This window comes from Shimazuella sp. NTD250 (assembly GCF_059510375.1).
This window is the reverse complement of sequence record NZ_JCAJZS010000001.1, coordinates 429,450-452,806: the sequence shown is the minus strand read 5'-3', so window position 1 is coordinate 452,806 and position 23,357 is coordinate 429,450. Positions and strand designations below refer to the sequence as shown.

At 38.1% G+C, this 23,357-nt stretch carries 30 protein-coding genes and 2 pseudogenes; 19 read left to right on the top strand and 13 right to left on the bottom strand.

Annotation, left to right across the window (positions count from 1 at the left end):
• Window positions 1-353: 353 nt before the first annotated feature.
• The 5 genes from AC5WOF_RS02385 (at window position 354) to AC5WOF_RS02365 (ending at window position 5,263) form a co-directional block, all read left to right on the top strand.
• Window positions 354-1,562 carry a M20 metallopeptidase family protein gene (locus tag AC5WOF_RS02385; RefSeq protein ID WP_496048350.1) on the top strand — a complete coding sequence of 403 codons (1,209 nt, stop codon included), beginning with the start codon at window positions 354-356 and terminating at the stop codon, window positions 1,560-1,562.
• Window positions 1,563-1,618: 56 nt separating this feature from the next.
• Complete coding sequence (locus AC5WOF_RS02380) at window positions 1,619-2,059, top strand: CBS domain-containing protein (protein WP_496048349.1); 441 nt, start codon at window positions 1,619-1,621, stop codon at window positions 2,057-2,059.
• Between the two features lie 852 nt (window positions 2,060-2,911).
• Window positions 2,912-3,385, top strand: coding sequence for a stage V sporulation protein AC (gene spoVAC / locus AC5WOF_RS02375; RefSeq protein WP_496048348.1), 474 nt, complete (start codon window positions 2,912-2,914; stop codon window positions 3,383-3,385).
• A 3-nt stretch (window positions 3,386-3,388) separates the two neighbouring features.
• Window positions 3,389-4,384: a stage V sporulation protein AD gene (spoVAD, locus tag AC5WOF_RS02370; protein WP_496048347.1), complete on the top strand. Its 996-nt coding sequence runs from the start codon at window positions 3,389-3,391 to the stop codon at window positions 4,382-4,384.
• A gap of 153 nt (window positions 4,385-4,537) precedes the next feature.
• The gene (locus tag AC5WOF_RS02365; protein WP_496048346.1) at window positions 4,538-5,263 is read left to right on the top strand and encodes an alpha/beta fold hydrolase; all 726 of its coding nucleotides are present in this window, start codon (window positions 4,538-4,540) and stop codon (window positions 5,261-5,263) included.
• On the opposite strand, the gene AC5WOF_RS02360 is transcribed toward AC5WOF_RS02365, so the two are convergent.
• Together AC5WOF_RS02360 and AC5WOF_RS02355 are read right to left on the bottom strand one after the other, a co-directional pair.
• Window positions 5,260-5,628, bottom strand: coding sequence for a ThuA domain-containing protein (locus AC5WOF_RS02360; RefSeq protein WP_496048814.1), 369 nt, complete (start codon window positions 5,626-5,628; stop codon window positions 5,260-5,262). The two genes, AC5WOF_RS02365 and AC5WOF_RS02360, sit on opposite strands and share 4 nt — an antisense overlap.
• A gap of 72 nt (window positions 5,629-5,700) precedes the next feature.
• Window positions 5,701-6,228: a VOC family protein gene (locus AC5WOF_RS02355; RefSeq protein ID WP_496048345.1), complete on the bottom strand. Its 528-nt coding sequence runs from the start codon at window positions 6,226-6,228 to the stop codon at window positions 5,701-5,703.
• A 143-nt stretch (window positions 6,229-6,371) separates the two neighbouring features.
• On the opposite strand from AC5WOF_RS02355, the gene sigZ reads away from it, so the two are divergent.
• On the top strand, window positions 6,372-6,911 hold the full coding sequence (sigZ, locus tag AC5WOF_RS02350; RefSeq protein WP_496048813.1) for an RNA polymerase sigma factor SigZ: 540 nt from the start codon (window positions 6,372-6,374) through the stop codon (window positions 6,909-6,911).
• Here the strand turns inward: sigZ and AC5WOF_RS02345 are convergent.
• The 3 genes and pseudogenes from AC5WOF_RS02345 to AC5WOF_RS02335 form a co-directional block, all read right to left on the bottom strand.
• Window positions 6,861-7,091 (bottom strand): annotated as a pseudogene (locus AC5WOF_RS02345) (hypothetical protein); the annotation flags it as partial. The gene sigZ and the pseudogene AC5WOF_RS02345 sit on opposite strands and share 51 nt — an antisense overlap.
• 34 nt (window positions 7,092-7,125) lie before the next feature.
• On the bottom strand, window positions 7,126-8,487 hold the full coding sequence (locus AC5WOF_RS02340) for an MFS transporter (protein ID WP_496048344.1): 1,362 nt from the start codon (window positions 8,485-8,487) through the stop codon (window positions 7,126-7,128).
• A 41-nt stretch (window positions 8,488-8,528) separates the two neighbouring features.
• Entirely contained in the window at window positions 8,529-9,152 is a 624-nt protein-coding gene (locus tag AC5WOF_RS02335) for an FMN-dependent NADH-azoreductase (protein ID WP_496048343.1), read from the bottom strand.
• Window positions 9,153-9,246: 94 nt separating this feature from the next.
• On the opposite strand from AC5WOF_RS02335, the gene AC5WOF_RS02330 reads away from it, so the two are divergent.
• The gene (locus tag AC5WOF_RS02330) at window positions 9,247-9,765 is read left to right on the top strand and encodes a MarR family winged helix-turn-helix transcriptional regulator (RefSeq protein ID WP_496048342.1); all 519 of its coding nucleotides are present in this window, start codon (window positions 9,247-9,249) and stop codon (window positions 9,763-9,765) included.
• Window positions 9,766-9,962: 197 nt separating this feature from the next.
• Here AC5WOF_RS02330 and AC5WOF_RS02325 read toward each other — a convergent pair.
• Window positions 9,963-10,088: pseudogene (locus AC5WOF_RS02325) on the bottom strand (recombinase family protein); the annotation flags it as partial.
• A 209-nt stretch (window positions 10,089-10,297) separates the two neighbouring features.
• Here AC5WOF_RS02325 and AC5WOF_RS02320 point away from each other — a divergent pair.
• Together AC5WOF_RS02320 and AC5WOF_RS02315 are read left to right on the top strand one after the other, a co-directional pair.
• A complete protein-coding gene (locus AC5WOF_RS02320) occupies window positions 10,298-10,882 on the top strand; it encodes a TetR/AcrR family transcriptional regulator (RefSeq protein WP_496048341.1) in 585 nt (194 codons plus the stop codon).
• The gene (locus AC5WOF_RS02315) at window positions 10,875-11,867 is read left to right on the top strand and encodes a glycerophosphodiester phosphodiesterase family protein (protein WP_496048340.1); all 993 of its coding nucleotides are present in this window, start codon (window positions 10,875-10,877) and stop codon (window positions 11,865-11,867) included. Before AC5WOF_RS02320 ends, AC5WOF_RS02315 begins: the two co-directional genes overlap by 8 nt.
• Window positions 11,868-11,930: 63 nt before the next feature.
• Here AC5WOF_RS02315 and AC5WOF_RS02310 read toward each other — a convergent pair whose 3' ends face one another.
• From AC5WOF_RS02310 to AC5WOF_RS02300, 3 genes are all read right to left on the bottom strand, one after another.
• Window positions 11,931-12,170, bottom strand: a complete 240-nt coding sequence (locus AC5WOF_RS02310; protein ID WP_496048339.1) for a hypothetical protein — start codon at window positions 12,168-12,170, stop codon at window positions 11,931-11,933.
• A gap of 127 nt (window positions 12,171-12,297) precedes the next feature.
• Window positions 12,298-12,711 (bottom strand): ribosomal protein L7/L12, encoded by a 414-nt coding sequence (locus AC5WOF_RS02305; RefSeq protein ID WP_496048338.1) that lies wholly within the window; start codon window positions 12,709-12,711, stop codon window positions 12,298-12,300.
• Between the two features lie 110 nt (window positions 12,712-12,821).
• Window positions 12,822-14,192: a hemolysin family protein gene (locus tag AC5WOF_RS02300; protein ID WP_496048337.1), complete on the bottom strand. Its 1,371-nt coding sequence runs from the start codon at window positions 14,190-14,192 to the stop codon at window positions 12,822-12,824.
• A gap of 358 nt (window positions 14,193-14,550) precedes the next feature.
• On the opposite strand from AC5WOF_RS02300, the gene AC5WOF_RS02295 reads away from it, so the two are divergent.
• The 4 genes from AC5WOF_RS02295 to AC5WOF_RS02280 all read left to right on the top strand — a co-directional run bounded on the left by AC5WOF_RS02295 (window position 14,551) and on the right by AC5WOF_RS02280 (window position 16,989).
• Window positions 14,551-14,943 (top strand): YlbF/YmcA family competence regulator, encoded by a 393-nt coding sequence (locus AC5WOF_RS02295; RefSeq protein WP_496048336.1) that lies wholly within the window; start codon window positions 14,551-14,553, stop codon window positions 14,941-14,943.
• A gap of 373 nt (window positions 14,944-15,316) precedes the next feature.
• Window positions 15,317-15,763 (top strand): hypothetical protein, encoded by a 447-nt coding sequence (locus tag AC5WOF_RS02290; RefSeq protein WP_496048335.1) that lies wholly within the window; start codon window positions 15,317-15,319, stop codon window positions 15,761-15,763.
• Between the two features lie 135 nt (window positions 15,764-15,898).
• Window positions 15,899-16,699: a septum site-determining protein MinD gene (gene minD, locus AC5WOF_RS02285; RefSeq protein WP_496048334.1), complete on the top strand. Its 801-nt coding sequence runs from the start codon at window positions 15,899-15,901 to the stop codon at window positions 16,697-16,699.
• 23 nt (window positions 16,700-16,722) lie between these two features.
• Entirely contained in the window at window positions 16,723-16,989 is a 267-nt protein-coding gene (locus tag AC5WOF_RS02280; RefSeq protein ID WP_496048333.1) for a cell division topological specificity factor MinE, read from the top strand.
• Between the two features lie 137 nt (window positions 16,990-17,126).
• Here the strand turns inward: AC5WOF_RS02280 and AC5WOF_RS02275 are convergent, their stop codons facing one another.
• On the bottom strand, window positions 17,127-17,909 hold the full coding sequence (locus tag AC5WOF_RS02275; protein ID WP_496048332.1) for a hypothetical protein: 783 nt from the start codon (window positions 17,907-17,909) through the stop codon (window positions 17,127-17,129).
• A gap of 215 nt (window positions 17,910-18,124) precedes the next feature.
• On the opposite strand from AC5WOF_RS02275, the gene AC5WOF_RS02270 reads away from it, so the two are divergent.
• The gene (locus AC5WOF_RS02270; RefSeq protein WP_496048331.1) at window positions 18,125-18,529 is read left to right on the top strand and encodes a hypothetical protein; all 405 of its coding nucleotides are present in this window, start codon (window positions 18,125-18,127) and stop codon (window positions 18,527-18,529) included.
• A 7-nt stretch (window positions 18,530-18,536) separates the two neighbouring features.
• Here the strand turns inward: AC5WOF_RS02270 and AC5WOF_RS02265 are convergent, their stop codons facing one another.
• Window positions 18,537-18,689 carry a hypothetical protein gene (locus tag AC5WOF_RS02265; protein ID WP_496048330.1) on the bottom strand — a complete coding sequence of 51 codons (153 nt, stop codon included), beginning with the start codon at window positions 18,687-18,689 and terminating at the stop codon, window positions 18,537-18,539.
• A gap of 200 nt (window positions 18,690-18,889) precedes the next feature.
• On the opposite strand from AC5WOF_RS02265, the gene AC5WOF_RS02260 reads away from it, so the two are divergent.
• The 3 genes from AC5WOF_RS02260 (at window position 18,890) to AC5WOF_RS02250 (ending at window position 20,098) form a co-directional block, all read left to right on the top strand.
• The gene (locus tag AC5WOF_RS02260; protein ID WP_240873387.1) at window positions 18,890-19,054 is read left to right on the top strand and encodes a hypothetical protein; all 165 of its coding nucleotides are present in this window, start codon (window positions 18,890-18,892) and stop codon (window positions 19,052-19,054) included.
• Between the two features lie 148 nt (window positions 19,055-19,202).
• Window positions 19,203-19,412, top strand: coding sequence for an alpha/beta-type small acid-soluble spore protein (locus AC5WOF_RS02255; RefSeq protein WP_496048329.1), 210 nt, complete (start codon window positions 19,203-19,205; stop codon window positions 19,410-19,412).
• 194 nt (window positions 19,413-19,606) lie between these two features.
• Window positions 19,607-20,098, top strand: a complete 492-nt coding sequence (locus AC5WOF_RS02250) for a hypothetical protein (protein WP_496048328.1) — start codon at window positions 19,607-19,609, stop codon at window positions 20,096-20,098.
• A gap of 117 nt (window positions 20,099-20,215) precedes the next feature.
• Here the strand turns inward: AC5WOF_RS02250 and AC5WOF_RS02245 are convergent, their stop codons facing one another.
• Window positions 20,216-20,563 carry a hypothetical protein gene (locus AC5WOF_RS02245; RefSeq protein WP_496048327.1) on the bottom strand — a complete coding sequence of 116 codons (348 nt, stop codon included), beginning with the start codon at window positions 20,561-20,563 and terminating at the stop codon, window positions 20,216-20,218.
• Between the two features lie 76 nt (window positions 20,564-20,639).
• Here AC5WOF_RS02245 and AC5WOF_RS02240 point away from each other — a divergent pair, with 76 nt between their 5' ends.
• Window positions 20,640-21,737, top strand: coding sequence for a S8 family peptidase (locus AC5WOF_RS02240; protein WP_496048326.1), 1,098 nt, complete (start codon window positions 20,640-20,642; stop codon window positions 21,735-21,737).
• A gap of 169 nt (window positions 21,738-21,906) precedes the next feature.
• Here the strand turns inward: AC5WOF_RS02240 and AC5WOF_RS02235 are convergent, their stop codons facing one another.
• Entirely contained in the window at window positions 21,907-22,410 is a 504-nt protein-coding gene (locus AC5WOF_RS02235) for a gamma-type small acid-soluble spore protein (RefSeq protein ID WP_496048325.1), read from the bottom strand.
• Between the two features lie 92 nt (window positions 22,411-22,502).
• On the opposite strand from AC5WOF_RS02235, the gene asd reads away from it, so the two are divergent.
• Window positions 22,503-23,357, top strand: coding sequence for an archaetidylserine decarboxylase (gene asd, locus AC5WOF_RS02230; protein WP_496048324.1), 855 nt, complete (start codon window positions 22,503-22,505; stop codon window positions 23,355-23,357).

Below are 23,357 nucleotides of genomic sequence, written 5' to 3'. Positions count from 1 at the left end.
TTAGTACCCCCTAAAGTGTATGTTGATCTCTACTTAAATCATGATAGTATGTTACCCCATCTGAAAGCAAGGTAACAATCTCGGGAATTTACAAGGAGGTGAAAACAATTTCCATTGGATGTGCTTGTACTACAAATCGAAAAAAATTCAAAGAAAGGCAGGTGTACACTGCTACAACTAGATATGTGTCTGAATGTTATGCTGAAAATAGGTGAGATGGAGGTATGATTTCTTAATACTCGTGCAGAATATTTTTATTTTTCCTTTTTTTATCTTATTTCGACGAGTGATTAGGAAACATCGAACAATTTTCACATGGACATGTGTCTATGTGTAAACGTAGCAGTACATATATGAAACAGTGGATCGAGGAATTGTTTCCGCGAGTAGTGACATGGAGAAGAACATTTCATCAATATCCGGAGGTTTCATTTCAAGAAAGAGAAACTTCCAAGCGTGTGGCAGCACACTTGGAAAGTTTAGGATTAGAAGTGCGGACAGGAGTTGGAGGCGGCGGCGTCACAGGTCTGCTTCGCGGTCGTCATCCCGGTCCAACGATTGCCCTGCGTGCTGATATGGATGCCTTACCCATTCAAGATGAGAAAGATTGTGTCTATCGTTCTCGTGTGCCAGGGGTGATGCATGCATGCGGACATGACGGACATATGGCAATGTTAATGGGTGCAGCATCTATTCTTACGACAATGAAAGAGCAATTATACGGAAATATCTTATTTATTTTTCAACATGCCGAAGAAATGCTGCCAGGTGGTGCTAAAGCCATGATTGAGGCGGGAGTTTTAGAGGGAGTAGACGCAATTTATGCTGTGCATCTCTGGTCCCCGCTTCCTACTGGATATATGAGTTTTCGTTCGGGGCCTATGCTTGCATCGAGCGATGTATTTACCGTCAACATCATTGGTAAAGGTGGTCATGGAGGGCTGCCCCACACGACAACCGATGCAATCGCTGTTGCCTCACATGCCATTGTCAACATCCAATCCATCATCAGCCGGCAAATCGATCCTGTTCGTTCAGCTGTTATTTCCATAGGAAGTATCCATGGTGGTGATGCATCCAATGTCATCTCCGAGTCTTGTGAATGGAAAGGGACAGTACGCGCTTTTTCCCCGGATATTCGTGAATTTTTGCTTCGCCGAATTAAAGAAGTAGTGCATGATACTTGCCATATGTATGGAGCTGCTTACGAAATTGAAATTCGCAAAGGATATCCCCCGCTTGTCACCAATCATATGGAAACAGCGCGTTTGTGGAAAGTCGCTGAATCGATTGTAGGAAAAGACAAAGTCGAAGAGATGGCCCCGATGATGGGCGGAGAAGATTTTGCTTATTATTTAAATGAGATCCCGGGAACTTTTTGCTTTGTTGGTGCTGGTAACGAATTAAGAGGAATTACAGCTCCTCATCACCATCCGAGATTTGATGTGGATGAAGAAGCGATGAAACTAGGGTTGGAGCTGCTGGTCAAAGGGGCTGTCCAGTACTTGCATGAAGCTTCTCTTGAAACGAATAAACCGACTTTACTTGCTTCCTTTATGTAAGATGCATGTCCCTTATGAAATGCGGTTATGCTAACCGCAAAAGGGGGCATTGATAGATGCATAAGGTAAGGGATATTATGTCAACAGATATCGCTCATCTATCTCCAGATGACAATCTGTTTGAAGCTGCTACAATGATGAGAAATGAAAATGTCGGAATGATACCTGTTTGTGAAAATGGGCAATTAAAAGGGATCATCACGGACCGGGATATCGTCACTCGTGGAATTGCAGAAAAAAAGCCGAATTCCTCTCCATTACAGGATATCATGTCATCTCAATTGGTATATGGTACACCGGAAATGTCAGTAGATGAAGCAGCTGAAAAAATGGCAGAAGCACAAATTAGACGTCTGCCTGTTGTTGATCAAAATCAGTTGATTGGTGTTGTATCTTTAGGAGATATGGCGGTCCGCTCACCATATCAAAATGAGGCAAGTGATGCCTTAAGTGAAATTTCTGAAACACATTATCATCATACTTCTAACGATTTATAAAAATTTATAAAGCTTCCAGTGTTTTATTGCTGGTAGCTTTTTTGACATCTTAATAAATTACAAATAAATTTATATTTTCAACACGCATTTCAATTGCTTTCATGATATACTGATTATGTCGAACCCGGGTGAAGGGGCGGCGTATCTGTAAAGCTGCACAACTGAGTGCGTACTGTACCAGAAGGTATAATCTGTGGAGGAATAACAAGCTTCTCATACAATGCTGTAGTCGCTGATTTGTTGAGGACATTAGTCCTTGATATTTCTGCGAACACAGCTGAAGAGGAGCCCACAGGTTTACTGACTGGGAATGTGCGCATGAGGAAGTGTAGTGTGTAGGATACGTCGTCCTGTGAACCGCTAGTAGGCGTGGAATATATAAAACTTCTGGTGGCTCAGAGAGCCAACGCAGTGGCGCGGATGCGCCACGACTCGGTGGCGGGAGAGTCGCCATAACTCGGTGGCGGGAGAGTCGCCACAAACTCAGTGGCGCTGAGCGCCACTAAGGGGGCGGGAGCCCCAAAATCCCGCCAGGGGCTTAGGCCCCAGCCTACCCGCTTCGGCGGGTAGGAAGGGCGGGATGCCAGCACCATAATTTCGGTCGTAGCCCTCCAGGCTGCGACCGGAGAGGTCCGTCCGTCTCATAGCTGAATTTTAGCTATGGGATGGACACCACTCACCGCCCTCAGCATCCAGTTGAGGGCAACCACTTTTTATAGGGTACATTTCGATCACTATTGCAGTGGTTTTTTTATTTTCAAGAGTGAAATCAATTCAAGACGACCATTGAATCTTGTATAAATAACCTCCAAACGCAAAAAATAACGTTGTTATTATTAGGAGGTTATTTCATTGTCCACTCAACAAGCTAGACAAATCCAACAAGATCAAGCTTATGATAAATTGGCGCAAAAACATCGTCCAAAACCAAAAGTTTTAGCAAACTGTTTAAAGGCATTTTTCGTAGGCGGTTTTATATGTATTATCGGTGAAGCTTTAAACATGCTTTATAAAGGTTTTGGATATCCAAAAGATGTAGCAAGCAGTATGACAGTCGCAACTATAGTCATCATTACATGCCTCTTAACTGGTTTCGGGGTATATGACAACATTGGGCAGTGGGCTGGAGCAGGTACAGCAGTGCCAGTCACTGGTTTTGCGAATTCGATTGCCTCTGCTGCTTTAGAGCATAAATCAGAAGGTTATGTGCTCGGTGTAGGTGGAAATATGTTTAAATTAGCCGGTTCTGTTATCGTATGGGGTGTATTCTCTGCCTTTGTAGTCAGTTTGATTCGGACATTGGTCATCATGGCGGTAGGAGGCTAAAACATGATCGGTAGAACTTGGGAATTCAACCCAGACACAAGAGTTTTAGCTTCTGCTGCTGTCGGTGGACCGATGGAGTCTGAGGGGATCATCGGAAAACATTTAGATCACACGTTTGATGATTTATATGCAGGAGAGGACACTTGGGAAAAAGCAGAACGAAAGATGCTTTCCACTGCGGTAGATGCAGCTATTCAAAAATCGGGAAAGCTGCCGACTGACATCGGAGTGTATTTAGCAGGGGATTTATTAAACCAAAATATCACTGCCTCTTTTTCCGCACAAAAATTAGGAATTCCCTTCATGGGGATATACGGTGCTTGTTCTTCGTCTATGCTATCGATGACAATCGGTGCTTCGTTTGTGAATGCTGGATATTCCCAGCATGCTATTGTAGGAGTATCCAGTCATAATTGTACAGCAGAGAAGCAATACCGCTATCCGACCGAATACGGTGGACAAAAACCAAGTACAGCCCAGTGGACCGTTACAGGAGCTGGGGCAGCGGTATTAGGGAAAGCCGATGCTGGCCCTCGCGTTCGCTATGCCACAATCGGAAAAGTGATGGAACGCGGAGTAAAAAATCCATTTGATATGGGCTCTGCTATGGCTCCTGCGGCAGTAGATACTATTATTTCGCATTTTCAAGATACAGGCAGAAAACCAGCAGATTACGACCTCATTGTTACAGGTGACTTAGCTACTGTCGGACATCCAATCGCAAGAGAACTTTTATTTCAAGCAGGTTATGACATGGGAGCGCAATTTTCCGACTGCGGGCTGATGATTTATAAGCCTGAACAGGAAACCTTTGCTGGTGGAAGCGGCTGTGCCAGCAGTGCAGTAGTCACCTATGGAAAGCTGATGAAAGAAGTGGAACAAGGTAAGCTAGAACGCATTCTTGTTATCGCTACAGGTGCACTGCTCAGCCCTGTTTCGTATCAACAAGGAGAAAACATCCCTTGTATCGCCCATGCAGTTGCATTTGAAAATGATTAATCCAGTACTTAGGCGTACTGGGTTTTTTACTTTAAGGTTAAGTAAAACGTAATCTGCTAATCTACGATTTATATTTTTATATACACTGACAGTATTTGTCATGGAACCTCTTTATCATTAAGAACAAAGACATTAGAAAGAGGAGTCGCATGGATGAGAATCGTAAATCAAACAAATCAGCAAGTAGGTCTCGTATTTATTCATGGTGCAGGTTTACACAGTGGAATCTGGTCAAAAGTCTCAGGGCAATTGAGTTATCCAGTCTTACAGATTACTTTTCCAAGGAAATCAAAAAAACAGCTGTCGCTTCAAGCTTATATTGAGCACATGCAAAAACAAATAGAAACATGGGAGGTTGATAAGTTTGTTATCGTTGTCCATTCAATTGGAGGGTTACTTGGATTAAAATTAGCAAATATTTTTCATAATCAGTTACTGGGATTTGTAGGAATTGGAGCAGCTATTCCAAAAAAGGGTGGATCTTTTCTCTCGATTTTCCCTTTTGCAAAACGTTTTATGATGAGTTTAATGATGCGTGTTTTTGGAACAAAACCACCAGCATCAGCGATTCGACAAGGACTATGCGACGATCTAACGAATGATCAAGCATCTGAGATTATAAATTCTTTTATTCCAGAATCCCTCTCTCTTTATACAGAAGGTATCGAGGTTTCTATTCCAGATGTAGCAAAAATGTATGTGAAACTTATGAATGATCAAGAATTTCCACCATTGTTACAAGATCAAATGATTGTCCATCTTAATACGCAGATAGTGAAAGAATTACATACTGGACATCTGCCTATGCTTAGTAATCCACAACAGTTAGCTGAGATAATTAATGATTTCATCGAATGTATAAGCAAAAACGAGAGTTAACCATTATTTGATTGTGGATTTTTATCATTGGAACTATCAATAAAGGTGGGTTTTTCGTCATTTATATTTGATACCCAGTGGATACTATTTAACACAAGTTTTTGAAATGCTTTTGGTGTAAATGATGCATTACTGTGGCCGGGTTGAAGATAAATCACTCTCCCAAGACCATAAGTTTTTTTCCAAGCAGCTGGATACAGCTTTCCATTGTATTCAAATTCCAAAAATACATTTTTGGTAATGGAAGGATCAAACTCTACCTGATAAGGTTCTTCAAGAACACTAAAATTATCTGTTCCTGTTAATAATGGATGATCCTTTATCACTCCATAATAATTTAAAGTTTGGGCAGGGGGATGACCTATAAATCTAGCAGCAATGCTTTTACTTTACGTTTAATCATTGTTAGCTCTTCCTTTCGCAGTAAATTGTTTCGTTTATTCTCCTTCAGAAGGATAGATTCTGTACATATCAGGCGGTAAATCTAATTCTGGAGAATTTCCTATTTCGTATAAGAAACCAAGTGATTCCTCTGTATCTAAATAAAAATGTAAGTCATCGCCCAATCTGCCATCTTGAATGACAGAGATTCCATTGTTTTTGTAAGAAGATAATACTGAATCTATATTTTCGGTCGGTATTTTTTCTTTAATATGATGCAAACCTTCTCCTTTTTCTTGAACAAATTTCTCAAAAATAGTAGGCCCGTATACTGGCTGTATCATTTCAAACTGAATATCACCAACTTGAGCAACGGCAATCAAAAATTTAAAAGGTTCATTTACTTCCACTTCATGAACATGTAAATAGTTTAATGTTTTTTCTGTCACTGTAACGACAATCCAAGGACCTATCCCTAAATTTTCTACCCATGCCTTCATCGATCGTTCTATATCAGGGGTTACGATTGCAATTTGGTTTATTTTTCTCCCTTTGTTAAACTCGATTAGTTCTTTGCTGTTCATCTTTATTCCTCCTAATTATTAAGTTCAATATGGATGACGTTGATAAATAAAAAAAGATGCAAAGAGGACGAAAAAAATTTATTTCTTTTTTGTTTTGTTGTATATTTTATAAATAAAATTCGAGAGTAGGAGTGTGTTTGCAATTGAATATGGAGAGTATTTGGTGTGAATTTCAAGCACCTCTTAAGCGATTCATCTCCCTGCGAGTTCGAGATCAATCTAAAGTGGATGATATTTTGCAAATGGTATTTATGAAAATCCATGAGCATCTTACGGACTTAAAAGAAAAGCAAAAGTTGCAAAGTTGGATTTATCAAATTACCCGGAACACCATTATTGATTTTTATCGATCAGAGAAACCGACAGAAAAGCTGCCAACCGAATTGGAAATAAGCGATACATCCATAGAAGAAGAAAAAAATTTTACAGAAGAAGTAGTTGCTTGTCTGGAGTCTACTATCCAAATGCTGCCAGAAAAATATCGTGAAGCATTGCTTTTATCTGAACTACAAGGATTATCACAAAAAGAACTGAGTAAGAAATTAGGTATTCCTTATTCAACAGCAAAATCAAGGGTTCAACGAGGAAGAGAGGAATTAAAAAAACTATTGATGGGTTGTTGTCATATCGAATCAGATAAATACGGAAACATTGTCGATTTTTATATTAAGTTCAAGTACTAAATTGGGTGTTTTTGCACAACGCCTCGAAAAGGTGGAATAAGAAAATCCCCTCCTGATATTTAAATATTTCAGAGGGGAAATTTGTTTCAACACATCTGTATCTTGACCATGGCTCTCTCTATAGGCAAGCATATTCGATAGGATACTGACATTGTAATAAATAAGGCAATTGGCGAGTAATCGATTACACTCCCTCTAACACCAAAAAATTAAGTTATCTCTGTTGGATTTTTTGTCCAGCAGTTTTTGCAACAGATTTTGTTGGAATAAACAAAAAGGCGGAAATCGTACCTACTGCCCCCGCTATTGTCATGATAAAAAAGTTCCACCTAAAATCAATCATTGTCACCAGAATGGTAAAAATGGAAAGTCCAATTGCCCCGCCTACATGACCCAACATATTAAAAACACCTAATCCCACTCCAAATAATTCTCTCGGTAATGCTAGACTAACTGCTGTCATTGCAGAAGATTGTACGGTACCAATCCCGATACCTAAAAGAATCATGGTAATAATCATAGAGGGGCTAAAAATTTTTCCTGGAAATAATACCAAACTCAAGGAACCCAAGGCGGTAAATAACATTCCAAGTGTTACCAAAGTTTTTTGATTGATCAAATCAGATAGTTTTCCAACTACTGGGGAAATAATCATGATGGCAATCGAAAGGATAAATAATCCAAGTCCGATCGTTTTCGTATCAGTTTTCATCACCACACTAAAAAAGAAAGGAAGGAGAAACATCGTTCCATTGTAGATCGTCATCTGTAAAGATCGGATAAATGCGATGGAAGTGAATATAGGGTAGCTGAATAGCTGCAACGGGATGAATGAATGTGTATTTTTCCTAGAGGAGAGGATAAAAGTAACGATCAATACAATCATAATTATGAATATTGTGATATTTATTATGCTACTCCACCCAACTTTTGCTCCAAGTGTCAAATAGAGCATAAACGAAATTACGGACCCAGAAAATGTTAGAGCACCAACTAGGTCAAATTTCCCAACAATTGTCCCCTTGGTTTTTGCAAAGAAGAACAGACCAAAGATAAATCCGATCAAAGCAAATGGGATGGAGAAATAAAACAAATACGACCAACTGAGATAACTGGTTAACAATCCACCTAATGGAGTCCCTATACCGGTAGAGATTGCCACGATCATTCCAAAAATCCCCATCGCCTTGCCTCTTTCTTCAGGGGAAAATGCTCTTGAGATTATTGCCATTCCACTAGGCAATGCTGGAGCAATGGTTAAACCTGCTAATGCTCTCCATATAATCAACCAATAAATGTTGTTCGAAATACCACATAGAAAGCTAGTGATGGCAAAAGCAACCATGCTATACAAATATAGTTTTTGGTGACCGATCATATCGCCTATTTTCCCAAATAGAGGTAGGGAAGTTGCAAATAAAAGGGCATAAATGGTAATGATCCATCCGCCTAATGAAATATCTGACCCTAACTCTTTGACAATCTGGGATAAGACAACGTTTGGCATGACAAGTTCCAAAGAGCCTATAAAACTACCAATCAAAACGGTTACGAGAACCCAGTATTTGTTTTTCATCGTTAAACCCCTATGCCGATAGATTTGTATTTTGTGAGTAATCAAAAAGATCGTGCAGTTTGGATCGCGAGTTCTATTTCTTTTTCATTTAACTTACTTTCGCCAGATGGAAATATATTGCTGTGATCGATCGCAATAGTTTCTATATCATCTATACCAAATTGATTGAGATTATTGATGAGAAAGGAAACAGCCATCTCTTGGTTACTAGCAAAATGTGTAGAATAACCTTCTTCTATCGCATGTAGAATTACTACTTTTTTATCTGTTATAAGTCCTATTGGACCATTTGGTGTATAGCGATAAGTAGTGCCTGGTCGATTTAAGTAGTCAATATATGTGTGAAGGACAGCCGGTACAAACGAGTTCCAAAGCGGAAAGCTAAAGACAATTTTGTCTACATCTAAAAATTGATCTAGATATTTTGTGGCTATGTCAAAAGCTTTTTGTTCGATGGGAAGTGGAGGAGTGCCTTGTCTCGTTTTTACTATTCCGGTAAAGGCATCATTACCGAAGTAAGGCAGAGATACATCAAACAAATTAAGTTCTGTAATAGAATCACTGATATGAAATTTTTTGTATTGGACGAGAAATATATCATATAATTGAGTACTAATGGATTGTGTGCTTGGTCGATTATTGGCATTTACAAATAATGTTTTCATGCAAGATGCTCCTTTTTTTCATAAAGTGTGATAAGATAATGGTGCATTTACAGAGTATACTCCGTAAATGTTTTTGTCAAGGAGGTTAACAGTTATGAGAGAAGATAAAAAAAAGGCAGATAAACTCCATGTTTCAGCTAGTGGACTATTGCGAACTGTTTTTCGAACATCACATTATTTACACCGCCAGTTTGAGATGCAGTTGGCGGAAGACGGTTCACCTTTGCAATTGACAGGACCGAGATTACGGGTATTGGTTGCCATTGCAGAGGCAGGGAAAATTAGGATCAGTGAGTTAGCACCGAGATTGGGGATTCATCCAAGAACGGTTACACAGTATGTAGATGCACTAGAAAAGGAAAAATTTCTTATTCGAGTACCTGATCCAGAAGATCGTCGAGCCACCTTACTACAAGTAACCGAAAAATCCAAACCTTATATGGAGAAAATCAGGAAGACAATGGATACAGCAGCGGAAAAAGTAATCGCTAATTTTCCAGCCCGACAGCGGAAGCAATTGATTACACTTTTATTTGATTTAATAGAAAGTGAGAATGAGCAGGAATCAATTTATCATGAGTTGAAAAGTACTTTTGGCAATAAAGAAGTATAAAAGAATAAATAACATTCTTTCATTCGTTATAAGAGAGAAGGGAAATTTTCGATTGAAAGACATGATGTGGTGATAATCTAGGAAAAAGAACACCAAAAATAATTGAGTATTTTTTCCTAACTCTTCAAAAAAGTCCATTAATGAAAAACAACCTTTTGTAGCCACTCCAATATCAAAGGTTGTTTTTCATATAATCGCTAAATATTTGATTCGTAATCCTTTACTCTTCTGTAAAACGTATTACTTTTCATCCCCACTATTTTCATGGCTTCTACAGCTGTTATCTTCTTTTGTTTCCAATCTTGATAGACAGCTTTAAATGATAGTAACTTATTACTCTGTCTTTCGACTGAAACGATTGAATAAATGGATTGCTTACGTTTATTTATTATGTTTTATCCACCATCGCTACCAAAGAATGCATGACAATCTCATTAAAACCTTTCTATTTCATATTGCAATAAAGGGCAAGTAGCGATAAAATGACTATGGTCAAATATGACTATGGTCATTTTTTGCGAGGAGGTTGGCAATGCTAAGGGAAAACCGAAAAAAGCAAACAAGAGAATCCATTATTAAACATGCCATTGCATTATTTAAACAAAAAGGCTATGAAAATGTAACGGTTGAGGAAATCACAGCAGCTTGTGGGATTGCAAAGGGTACATTCTTTAATTATTTTCCCAAGAAAGAACATATTTTATTGCATATAACAGATACATATATGAATCGTTTGGATGAAATCATAAAACTTCATCAACAGGGATCATTAAAAGACCGGGTGCTTCATATCTTTCGAGATTTGATGACGATTTATTACAAATATCCAGATTTACTCGGTCTAACATTGGAGGAAACTATTCGATCCACCGTTCGTTCCGAAACGGAATCAAACAACATTGGAAAATTCCAATCTACATTAGCTCAAATAATCGACGAAGAGAAAGAAAACATCAATCGTTTCAAAAAATGGGATAGTGACATGGTGGCTTCTATTTTAGTGGGAATATTTATTCACACACTTTTGACCCAGTCAGCTTCGTTGCATCTTGAAACAATGATGGAGGTATTGCAGCAAAAGTTGAATATCATCTGGGAGGGGTTAGTAAGTGAATAAATTAAAAAAAATAGCAAAAAGCAAGGTTTTTCTCCTATTGGTTATTTTGGTAGCTTTTATTTACTTCAATAATACTGCCATCTTTAGTAAGCCATTGAGTGAGAAACCAAAGCTATTAGCGCATCGTGGACTTGCTCAAACTTTTTCCATGGCAGGAATCCAAAATGATACCTGTACGGCTAAACGCATCTATCCACCAGAGTATCCTTATTTGGAAAACACAATTGCTTCGATGGAAGCGGCTTTTCATGATGGAGCAGATATGGTAGAACTCGATGTTCATGAGACAAAGGATGAGCAATTCGCAATTTTTCATGATTGGACGTTAGATTGCCGCACCAATGTCCATGGTGTGACAAAGGATTATACAATGGCTGAATTAAAAAAAATAGATATTGGTTATGGATATACTGCTGACAATGGTAAAACATATCCCTTTCGTGGCAAGGGAATAGGCTTGATGCCGTCTTTGACAGAAGTATTGGACCATTTTCCAGATCAAGAACTTTTGATTGATGTAAAAAGTAGTGACCCAAAAGAAGGAGAACTGCTGGCATCCTATTTATCCAAACTTTCAAAAGATAGACAAAGCAAGCTAACGGTGTATGGTGGTGATGAGCCTATTGCTGCTTTAAAAGAAAAGCTACCAAATATGCGAGTAATGTCCAAAGCAACGATGAAAAGCTGTCTGCTCCCCTATATCGCTTTGGGATGGACAGGATATGTTCCAAGTGCTTGTGAGCATACAGAGTTGCATATTCCTGAAAAAATCGGACCTTGGCTATGGGGGTGGCCAAACAAGTTTCTGAAGCGTATGGATCGAATAAATACGAGAGTAATGGTGGTTGGTGGAGACGGCAGTGAATTTTCCAGTGGATTTGATACAGCAGAGGATCTAAAACGCCTTCCTAAGGACTTTTCAGGCTGGATATGGACCAATCGGATTGATCGAATTGCTCCCATTTATAAAAATATTCCGAAATAAGGATAGATCGTGTATAATAAGTTGAATTCTCTGTGACCTTGATAAGAAAGAGTACGAATGAAATCAGAACTTCGCAAAAAGATAAGGCAGAAGGTTTCTGCTATCCAAATGATCCTGTTTCTCTGTGGAAATGGAATACTCTTTTTTGCGATTTATCCCCAATACCTTTTCAGCCACATCGGCCTGCTGTATGTTCTTATCTGTGTGGTGGTTGTGCTTGCAATGAGTTTGTTTTTCTTGCGCATGACCCGAAAGGTGAAGGTTGTTCGGCCAAATTGTTGTGGCTGTGCTGAGCATGATCAACACAAAGACTCCTAGCGTCCAAAATCAACGTCCAACTCTCGTCACAGAGTAAACCTTCCTTCTAGCGAAGGACGACCGGCTTTGTTTATCCTTTGGGTAGACATAGTCGGTCGCTGCTTTTTTTGATTTATTTTGATTTCCATTTTCTTTCTAAGTGCTCCACATATTCCTTTGCTTCTTTTAAACCAAAGTCATATCGTTCTCTCGCTCGTTTTATCGCTTGTATTTTTTTCCCATCTTGTACCAATTCTAAAAGCTGGGCATCTACTTCCTTCTGGTGTTTTATCCTCTCTTCTTTCCGGTCTTGCAACAGCTCAACTAGATCTTCATCATGGTAGTGGACTGGTTTTATTTTTTTGTTTTCAGAAGGATCAGAGTCCCATTCCATCGCTAAATTTGTGTCGATTCCTAATCGATTTACCAGGAGTTGGATAATTTTTTCATTTCGGTTTAATCTTTTTTCCAACTTATTATACTTTTGTATACTAGAGACAATCATCACTGTCATCAACAGAATTATGATCCATCCCAGAGTTTCCATTTTTATTCCTCCGATTTGCCTAATATTCCCATAATTCTTAAACCAAATAAAAGAGCTGATTATGTCTAATGCTGTGTGAGAATAAGCCGTTTGAATGAGATCAAACGGCTTTATTGTTTACCGACGTTTACTTCTAATTTATCTGATTCATTTTCCAGTGTATCTTCTTCAGGGGGGATTTTACGGACGACTAACAGGCGGGTGACGCTGTTGTGATCCATTTCTTGAACCGTAAATGTCAAGCCATCGTATTCTACAAATTTCCCCACTTTGGGTACTTCTTGTAGACGGGAAAAGACCCAGCCTCCAATTGTATCATTGTCATCGTCTTCAATATCCGTATGGAAATAGTCGTTTACTTCCTCGATCAATAATCGAGCATCAATGGAAGTTTCGACTCCTTTTTGTTGGAAAAAGGGTCGTTCATCGTCAAATTCGTCTTGGATTTCTCCGACGATTTCCTCAATGATATCTTCTAATGTAACAAGACCAGAAGTGCCGCCGTACTCATCCACAACAATGGCCATCTCTGTTTTGTTTTTCTGCAAGGTTGCTAGGATATCTTTGATTTCCATCGTTTCCGGAACTAAAATAGCTGGACGAACGATTTGCGATAGTTGGACATCTTCGGATTCAATGATTCGTTCATAGACATCTCGAATGTGAATAATTCCGATGATGTCATCTTTGTCTTTTCCGCATAAAGGAAAGCGGGTAAATTGACTCTCTTTTATAATTTCAATGTTGGAGGCTAAATCGTCTCCTACATAAATACAAACCATATTTACACGCGGCACCATGACTTCACGCCCAACGCGATCAGCAAATTCAAAGATATTATCAAAAAGGGAAAGCTCCGTCTGATCGATCATTCCACTCTTATGACTCTGCTCGACAAGCATGCGGATTTCTTCTTCCGTATGAGCTTGTTGTTGGTCTTTTTCTAAAGATACACCTAACAATTTTAAGATGAGGTTAGCAGAATGATTTAATAACCAAATAGCTGGCCGAAAGACGACAAAGAAGATTTGCATCGGTCTTGCAACAAGCAAAGTTGTGCCTTCAGCTTTCCTGATCGCAAGTGATTTAGGCGCCATTTCACCTAGTACAATATGTAGAAAGGTAATCACGATAAAGGCAATAATACTGGAAATGATATGTAAGACGCTGTTGGAAATATGGAAATTATCTAGTACCGGTTTTATTAACTCAGCAATTACACTTTCTCCAACCCAACCAAGACCTAATGAAGCTAAGGTGATACCTAATTGTGTAGCAGATAAATAGGCGTCAAGGTCGAGCAACACTCTCTGTGCTAATTTTGCACTTACGTTTCCTTCTTCGGTTAATTGAGCAATTCGAGTAGAACGAACTCTTACCATTGCAAATTCGGATGCTACAAAGAAACCATTTAATAAAACAAGGAAAAATACGAGTGCTAGTTGTAAGATGAGACTAACCAGGTCATGGTCACTATCCAATGATGGACAACCTCCTAAAAAGTAAGTATCAAATAAAATTATAACATAAGAAAGCTACATATCATCTGATGTTTTGATAAATTTTCTCATAGTTCGTGTTCAATAATTTCCAAATGTCACATATTAATTAGAAATATTATCCAATTCGATTGAAAATGCCTACCTTGTTGCATTTCTCTTTATTATGTGCAGCATAAATCCAACTTAATAGGAATATGTTGGGGATAATTTTGGATGGACGATCATAAATAATAGGGGAAGCGTTTTTTTATAGCTTCCCCCTTCCTTGCATATAGCCCTCCTGAGCGTTTTTAGGAGGGCACTTTGTGATACAATAAAACAAGTGGAGGGAAACAAGATGAGTACGTTTGATCTAAATGAATTAATGGAAGCTGCTGAGCAATTAGGCAATCAAATAAATGATTCAGAAGAAGTAAAGCGGTATCTCGAATTGAAAAAAGAAATCCATACAAATGCAGAAGCTCAAATGTTGATAAAATCTTTTGAAAAAGTAAAGGAAGACTTTGAGGAAACGAAAAGATTTGGTATTTTTCATCCCAATTATCATGAAGCAAAAGAAAAAATGGAGTATTATCGAGAAAAGCTGAATGGACATCCCCTGATCGGTGAATATCTAAAGACCGAGCAGCAGATTGAGCAATTGTTATTCCAAGTTTCACACCTCATTGCACGGTCCGTCTCCAAAGAAATAAAGGTACCAAATGATCTAATTACAAGAAAAAAAAGGTAATAAATTAACCTTTTTTGCTCCATTTACAGTCTACACATCGATTTCCACAGCAAAAACTTTTTTCATCAGGCGCGACAAAAGCAATCTGGTAAACCACAAAGTTTGCGTTTTTTCTAATGTACAGGCATTGAAAACACCAAATTGTACCTCTTACAAATAATTTACTTTTTTGATTGAAATAGCTCATCATTACGTTTGGAGAAACATGCAGACTGGTGTATAAAAAAGTTTTTCCAGCGAAAGTCTTAAGATCCAGCTGTTTGGATGGGCACTCTGGGTCTTTTAAAAGAAAATCGATGAAATCCGTTATAAGACTTGACATTCAAGAAGCACCACCTTTTATATAAAAGATAGGAAAGTGGGGTTTAGGTTAGTGAATTTATTTGAGGATTTGCGAAATAAAATTGGAAAAAGTGTTGCAGAGACGAGTCATGCATCCAAACGAATGATTGAGCTGAGCAAGTTAAACTACAAGCGAAAAGATAAGAAACGAGAAGCAGATCAGATAGCTGAAGAAATTGGGTGGGTAGCTTTTACGGAATGGGAAAAGGAACAGAATATCAGTATCAACAAAGCGCTGAAAAGTGGGTTAGAGCGTCTGCAATTTGTACAAAGAGAAATAAAAAGCATTGATATGGAAATAGAAAAAGTGAAGAATGAAAATAAGTTTTCTTATTCCGATGGTTTATCTCCAGCGGGTCATCATACTACCTCTTTTTCTGAACCATCATCTTTGCTAATTTATTTATGTCCTTATTGTGCCCATCAAGTAGGTGAAGATGATAGACAGTGCAGGAATTGTCAAAAAAATTATTACTAAATTTACCATTTTATAGAGGAAATAAACAATATTTGTCGAATTTAGGAAAAATCACCTTCTGGGCGAATATTGTGTAGGTCAAATTAATCAACCAAAGGAAAAATAACACTGACTTCTCCAGAAAGGAGTACGTAGATGAGCCAGCGATCAGTAGCAATTACTATTACTAGTGGAAAGGGAGGAGTAGGAAAATCTACTACAGTAGCCTCCGTAGGTCTAGGTTTGGCCCAACTAGGACATCGTGTTTGTTTGGTGGATACAGATATTGGATTACGAAAGCTAGATCTCATGTTGGGTTTAGAAAATCGTATTGTGTATGACATTGTGGATGTTATTGAAGGGGTTAGCAAACTTAGACAATCTTTGGTTCGCCACAAAGAGTATCCCGACTTAGCATTACTCCCAGCAGCCCAAACTCGCTACAAAGAAGAAGTATCTCCAAATCAAGTAAAACAAGTAGTAAATGAGTTGCGTAAAGAATTTGATTTTATTTTAATCGATTCCCCAGCAGGTATAGAAGGCGGCTTTCGAAATGCTATTGCTGCAGCTGATAGGGCAATACTTGTCGTAAATCCAGAAATACCGTCTGTTCGGGACTCTGATAGAGTAATTGGTCTTTTGGAATCAGCAAATTTAGATCAGATTGACCTTGTGGTTAATCGTGTGCAGCCAGATATGGTAAAAGATGGCGATATGTTGAGCGTAGACCGTGTCAAAAATCACTTAGCTATTAACTTATTAGGTGTTGTTCCAGAGGACCGCAGAATAATTCGTTCATCAAATACAGGAGAGCCTGTCATATTGGATGGTAAATCATATGCTGGTAAAGCATTTTCTAACATTGCTCGAAGATTGTCAGGTGAGGATGTGCCTTTCCTCGAACTAGAAGAAGGTACGCTTATTTCGCGGATTAAACGATTGTTTCACATCGCGTGAAAAGAAATCGAGGTGAAACAGCATTGACCTTATTTAATATGTTTAATAAAGAGAAAGAAGAACCAACAGCAGTGACTGCTGACGATCGTCTATCTCTTGTCTTGAGTTACCAGAGATCAGATATTGATGAGAAGAAATTAAAATTATTTCAGACTAAATTGATCGAGCTATGTGATGATTTTGGATACGATGTTGTGGGACAGGTTACCATTGTACCTCAATCCAAAGAAAGAACTACCATTATTAATGCAAGTATCCCAGTACGACCAAAAAATCAAGCAAAAGAATAGAAATGATGGTTTATCATCACAGATGCACGAAGAGTCTATCCCATAAATAGACTCTTTTTCCTATACGTTATAGTAAGTATTTTTATAATAACTTGCATTGAAAGCAATATATATGATAAGTTCATTTTTAAAATAATTTAGGTATCTCTTTGCATTTTCATGGCTAAGAAGTCTGCGATAATGCTTGGAAACGCTTTATCTTCACTTAAAGTCAGCAAAGAAATAGATACCCGAGTTCCCCCATACTGGCGCATTAGCAGATTTAACTTTTCTTTTGCTTCTGATGTCAAACGACCATAACGAGATTCAAAAGCTTGGTAGATCATGGTTTCTTCTGTCTGAGATGGAGATTCTTGAGTTGAATTTGTACTCCAGATTGAGGAAAAACTTGGCGCTTGAAATTGTTCATTGGTAGTTTCTGAGCGATCTAAATTGCGAATGACGGGTCGATTGGTTTGCCACTCAGGTAACTTTCTTTTCTTTCTAGGTCGTTCGGCAGGTAAATGGGCAAATCGTTCTGACTGTTTTCTTCTGAGGGTATAAATTCTCTGGTAGATGGCCCCTTGCGTACGTGAAAGTTTCTCTTCTAAAGAGGAAATCGCGGTAGATAATGATTTACCAGCTCCAAGATGTTGATTGACTGTATCAATTACAATATCTTCTTCTGCTTCTGTCCAACTATTTAATCGTGCTGCATTATCTTTATATTGTTCATCCATCACTTCAAAGCGTGATGATTGCTCTGATTTTAATTTTCTTACATGGGACATGATACCTGCATAGCCTCGGTTTAATGTATTGGCTATAACTTTGATGGTATCTCGCTCTCTTTCCCCTTTTTTTAATCCTTCATTTACTAATTCTATAATTTTTTCATTTTCTTCTATTGAATATTTGCCTTTTTTTGGGTCGAGCAGCATATAGAAACTCCTTTCAATGTTCACATTTTTATTACTTAACAATATAACAGAAAAGACACAAACTTTTCCACTATTAAGATAGCAATTATGAACATAAGTATTTTCCAACCTGTATTTAATCGGCTAAATTTAATAAAATATGCGAAATGAAGTATGAAAAGGAAATTATTGGACAAATGATAGAGATATAAGAGATTAAAGGAGTGCTTCAGTTGTTGTCTTTAAATCAAATTCGCTCCCAACTTACTTCCAGACTGGAAGATCCACCACATAAAAAATGGTCTGAACAAGCCCAAGCTGCAATAGTCATTCTTTGGGGGCTGCTGATATATCCTCAATTGGACAAGGATATAAGAAAACAGTGGAATGCAAAAGATTACATAGAGCTTTCAAAATTTCATGATCTATTTCAAACCTACAGTGAAGATCAAACAACAGAAACGTTATTAGAGCTTTTAACAGAGTATGATTATGTTCGGTTAGATGAAAAAAATCATATTCGGTCAGGAACACAACTGTTTTCAGCTGTACATGCATTGGGGATGTATCGTTTTTTTCGATCATCTGTAATTGCCAGACAGCTTTTCCAATCCTTACAAAAAACCAGCCACTCTTCCTGAGGGCTGGTTAATTTTTTTTCTCCAATAAATGTTCAATTTCTTTTTTTAACAATTCCAATTGATCTCTACTTAATTTAGGTAAGTCTTGGATCATAAGTTCAAATTTCATGGAGCGAAACTGTTTTAAAAAAGCAGGTATATGAGGTGTGTTTGCAGACATGATGTTATCCCACCTTTGAAATATAACTTTTTTAAGAATGATGTTACTATTCTATCAAAAAAAGTAACCCATTCAAACTAAATATATACTTTTTTCTATTTTGATATTTTATGTTTATCTTATGTACATAAAGGGTATATACCTGTGTGACAAGTTAATTCTTTTTATATATCTAGATGAATAGAGGTGCTGAGTAAGACATGATGGAAGAGCTGAAAGCACTGGAAAAGCAGATAGATCTATTGATGGAAGAATACTTACTTGCAAAAGAGCGACATGAGTTTTTGGAACAATATGACCTACACCAAGAGATGAAAAAACTTAGACAACAACATAAAGAAATGCGCAGGAATCTCATAAGTTAAAGAGCAAAAAGCACGCTGTATATAACGTACAGCGTGCTTTTTATTGTTTTCCAACAAATGACATTGAAATTCCAGTTTTTCACACGAATGTTCCAAAGCAAAAAGAAGCAATATAAGAGTACACCCAGCGGAGAGGAGGTGAAACAACATGGCACAAAATCGTAACAACAATTCTAACCAATTGTTAGTACAAGGAGCAGCTCAAGCTCTTGATCAAATGAAGTATGAAATTGCTCAAGAATTTGGTGTACAACTTGGTCCTGATACCACTTCTCGTGCAAACGGTTCTGTAGGAGGAGAAATCACCAAACGTCTTGTTTCTTTAGCTGAGCAACAACTTGGTGGTGGAGCTTACTAAGACTCTTACACAAATAGTTAAATATTTGGTGATATGAGCAGTGATTTCGATCACTGCTCATTTACTTGCTTTTTTTGATTTGAAATGAATGGTGCTCACTTTCCTTCCACTACCCCTACAGTGGGTTTTCTCGCCTCTTATGTTATAATCAGCCTGGGTACATACTTAAGAAATATAAGCGAGGGGTGAATTTCGTGAAAGTATTTACTCATGGGAGCAATGTAAATTTCCAAGCTTCAGCACGGGAAATGTTTTTTCCTGATTTAGAATCGCTGCTGAAGCGAAAAAAAGAACAGAGCAAACAATTCGTGATGGGTTTACTTAAACCGGACAAAGAACAGCTTGTCGTTTATGGTCTCCTAACAAGATGTAACTTAAACGACACGGAACATACATATGAACTGGAAGATGAGACGATAAAGTGGTCTCAAGATGAGTTTTTGCTCAGTCAGGAAGCTGCATTTACGATAGAAGATGCGCGTCTTGGTAAAGTGGACTACGACATTATATATCTGACTTATGAAGACAGCGAAGGGGAATCGGTATTATTTTTTATCGATGAAAGTAGCGTCACTCATCCATTGGCTTGTGTAGTTCAGTTCTATGAGCAAGTCAAAGACGTTGGTCGCGATGTGGATTTTTCATTGACTGGATGTTCTGCAAACGAATGGAAGCCTCAAAAATAAGATTTAAAAGCCTACGATTATGTAGGCTTTTTTCTTTATCATCTAAAAAGGGCACTTTCTTAGGTGATTACATATACCGTTGGGATTTCTTTCCCATATCTTATGTTAACAAGCTCACTACTTTTTTTTCTTATTGTAATGCTCTTTAATGATCGACATCATAGCAGGTGAATTGAACACATCATATATGAAATCACCTTTTGGTCCTGAGTCTGGAGCAGAAGTGGATGGATTACTGGGTGTAGCAGTTTTGGGTGCATCTGTCTTGGGATCATCGGTCTTGGCAGCATCTGGCTTTGGATTATTAAATTTTGCCATGTGATTGATAAGTTTCATCAACTTATCTCGATCACCAAACGATGTATTCACATTATAAATAGCCTGCATCATCTCATCCAGTTGACTTGTTTTTTTGGATAGATCACTTGCTAGCTTTGCCAATTCTGCAAAATAATCGTCACTCATTTTTCCACCATCCTAATGAGAATCAATTGTTTTATAGTCTATTCTCCATACAGCTTATGAGTGAGGGGGAAAGAAAATGGAACCAGAGAATGAGAACCCTCAAAATATTAGGAATAGAAGGATTTTTTATTTAAAAGAGGGAGCAGACTTTGTAAGATGTTCCAAAGAGTTAAAAAAACAAGGCATCACGCCAATCGAATATCTTCCTCATCTGGGGATGGTGATTGGAGAATCGGTAAATCCTCGATTAAGAGTAGATAATCATCCATATGTAGAGCATGCAGAACAAGACATACGTGTAAATATTACAGAGCCTTCGTATCACGGTAGTACGTATGCGGTTAAACCTACTTTCCCTTGGGGAATAGAACGTATTGGAGCACCAATGGTTTGGACGAAAGTAAAAGGACGAGGAATTCGTATTGCGGTTATTGACACAGGAATTGATCCAAGTCATCCTGCAATTTATCGTAATTACAAAGGTGGAATGAATATTTTGGCAAGAGGTTTTCCACCGATGGATTACAATGGTCATGGAACTCACGTAGCAGGGATTATTGCAGGTAGATCGCGAAATACGGGGCTAATTGGAGTTGCACCTTGGGCAAGTCTGTATGCCGTAAAAGCATTTAACAAAAATGGAAGTGCAAATTTATCTGATTTACTCAGTGCGATTAATTGGTGCATCGAGAAGCGAATGCATATTATTAACATGAGTTTTGGGATGGAAATGGTGAGCGAATCGCTAAAAAAAGCAATTATGATTGCTCATCGAAAAAAAATTGTAATGGTTGCAGCAACAGGTAATCAGGGGTTAAAAAATACGATCGATTTTCCTGCGAGGTTTCCCGAAACAATTGCAGTAACTTCTATCGGTATGAACGATAGAATATCGCCTTTTGGAAACAGGGGAAAAGGTGTGGATATCGCTGCACCAGGAGAAAAAATCCCATCTGCTTGGTTAGGGCAGACGACAAAAGAAATGAGTGGCACTTCGATGGCAGTACCTCATGTGTCAGGTACGATTGCATTGATGTTGCAGTTAAATCCAAATTTAAATCCAGAACAAATTCGGTATTTGTTATTATACACAGGCAGAAAAATGGACCGGGAATTTATTCGGACAGTAAATACGAGTCAAGCTATTCGTTACCTCCTGCGAACAAAAAAATAAAAACATAGTATTTCCTATATGTTTCCATAGCAATTGCTATGGATTTCGCATTTGAAGATAAAAAATATTCCCACTTCTTCTATCTACTGCGTTTGACGATTTTGTGTTACACTGTATCATGAAAAAGTAGAAAATCCCAACTTGAAAAAATTGGGATTTTCTACCTTGCTTAAAATTGGTTTTTACTTTTTTTGCTATGAGAACGAGCATTTTGAGCTCGTACTTGTTGTACATTGGTAGCAGCTTCAGAAGCGAATTCTGTTTTATACCCAGCAGCGCTGTTCTGAGCTTGAGCACCAGCAGAAGCAGCATTCTGAGCTCGTACTTGCTGAGCATTGGTAGCAGCTTCAGAAGCAAATTCTGTCTGATACTGACCAGCAGCACTGTTTTGAGCTTGAGCTTGAGCATTAGCAGAAGCAGCGTTTTGAGCTCGTACTTGCTGGGCGTTCGTAGCAGCTTCAGAAGCAAATTCTGTCTGATACTGACCAGCAGCACTGTTTTGAGCTTGAGCTTGAGCATTAGCAGAAGCAGCGTTTTGAGCTCGTACTTGCTGGGCGTTTGTAGCAGCTTCAGAAGCAAATTCTGTCTGATACTGACCAGCAGCACCAGCGTTTTGGCTTTGTGCATTTTGCTTACGAACATGAGCAGGATCGGTTTTGTATTTGTTGTTCATTCGATCACCTCCTAGAAAGTATTGTGCCCAAGTAGATTTTTTTCTTCCCATCCGTTTTTTTCCTTTTAATCGTTTAGAAGTGGAGGCATTTAATGAAAGACCGAGTTTCACGCTTTATTTGGAAGATAACACCAAAAAATAGCGTATCTAGATTTGTGGGAAGTATGGCTAAAAAACGTTTTAGTCGACATTTTATTCCTTTTTATATTAAAAAATTTCAAATAGATCTTAATCCAGTGAAAAAACCTGTCGATCAATTTGAAAGCTTATTGGATTTCTTTGTAAGAGAATTAAATGCAGAAGCACGACCAATTGACGCAGATCCAGATAAAGTAACTAGTCCTGTCGATGGCATTATTACACAGATGGGTAAAATAGAAGAAGGAACGATTATTCAAGCAAAGGGAATATTTTATCGTTTGGAAGATTTATTGGCAGGAGACAGTAAGACAGATCAATTTTTTAATGGACAATTTGCCACCATTTATTTAAGTCCCCGTGATTACCATCGTATACATAGTCCGATTTCCGGTGAAATAGAATCGCTGACCTATATTCCTGGTAATTTATATCCAGTTAATAAGTCAGGAGTTCGTTTATTTCCGGGTTTATTTACACAAAATGAACGTGTTATTTCTTATATAGATAGCGAATTTGGACAAGTTGCTTTAGTCAAGGTTGGTGCTACGAATGTGGGAAGTATTAAAGTTACTTATGATCAAGAAATTACGACAAACATAGGAAAAAAACAACAAAAAAATAAAAAGATATATCCAAAGGCAATTCAGATGAAAAAAGGCGAGGAATTAGGACGGTTTGAATTTGGTTCTACCGTTATTTTGATATTCGAACCAAACATGATCAACTGGTTACCTAACATTTCTAAAGGAATATCATTAAAGATGGGACAACCTATTGCAGAGGTAAGCCCAAGAAAGAAGGATTAA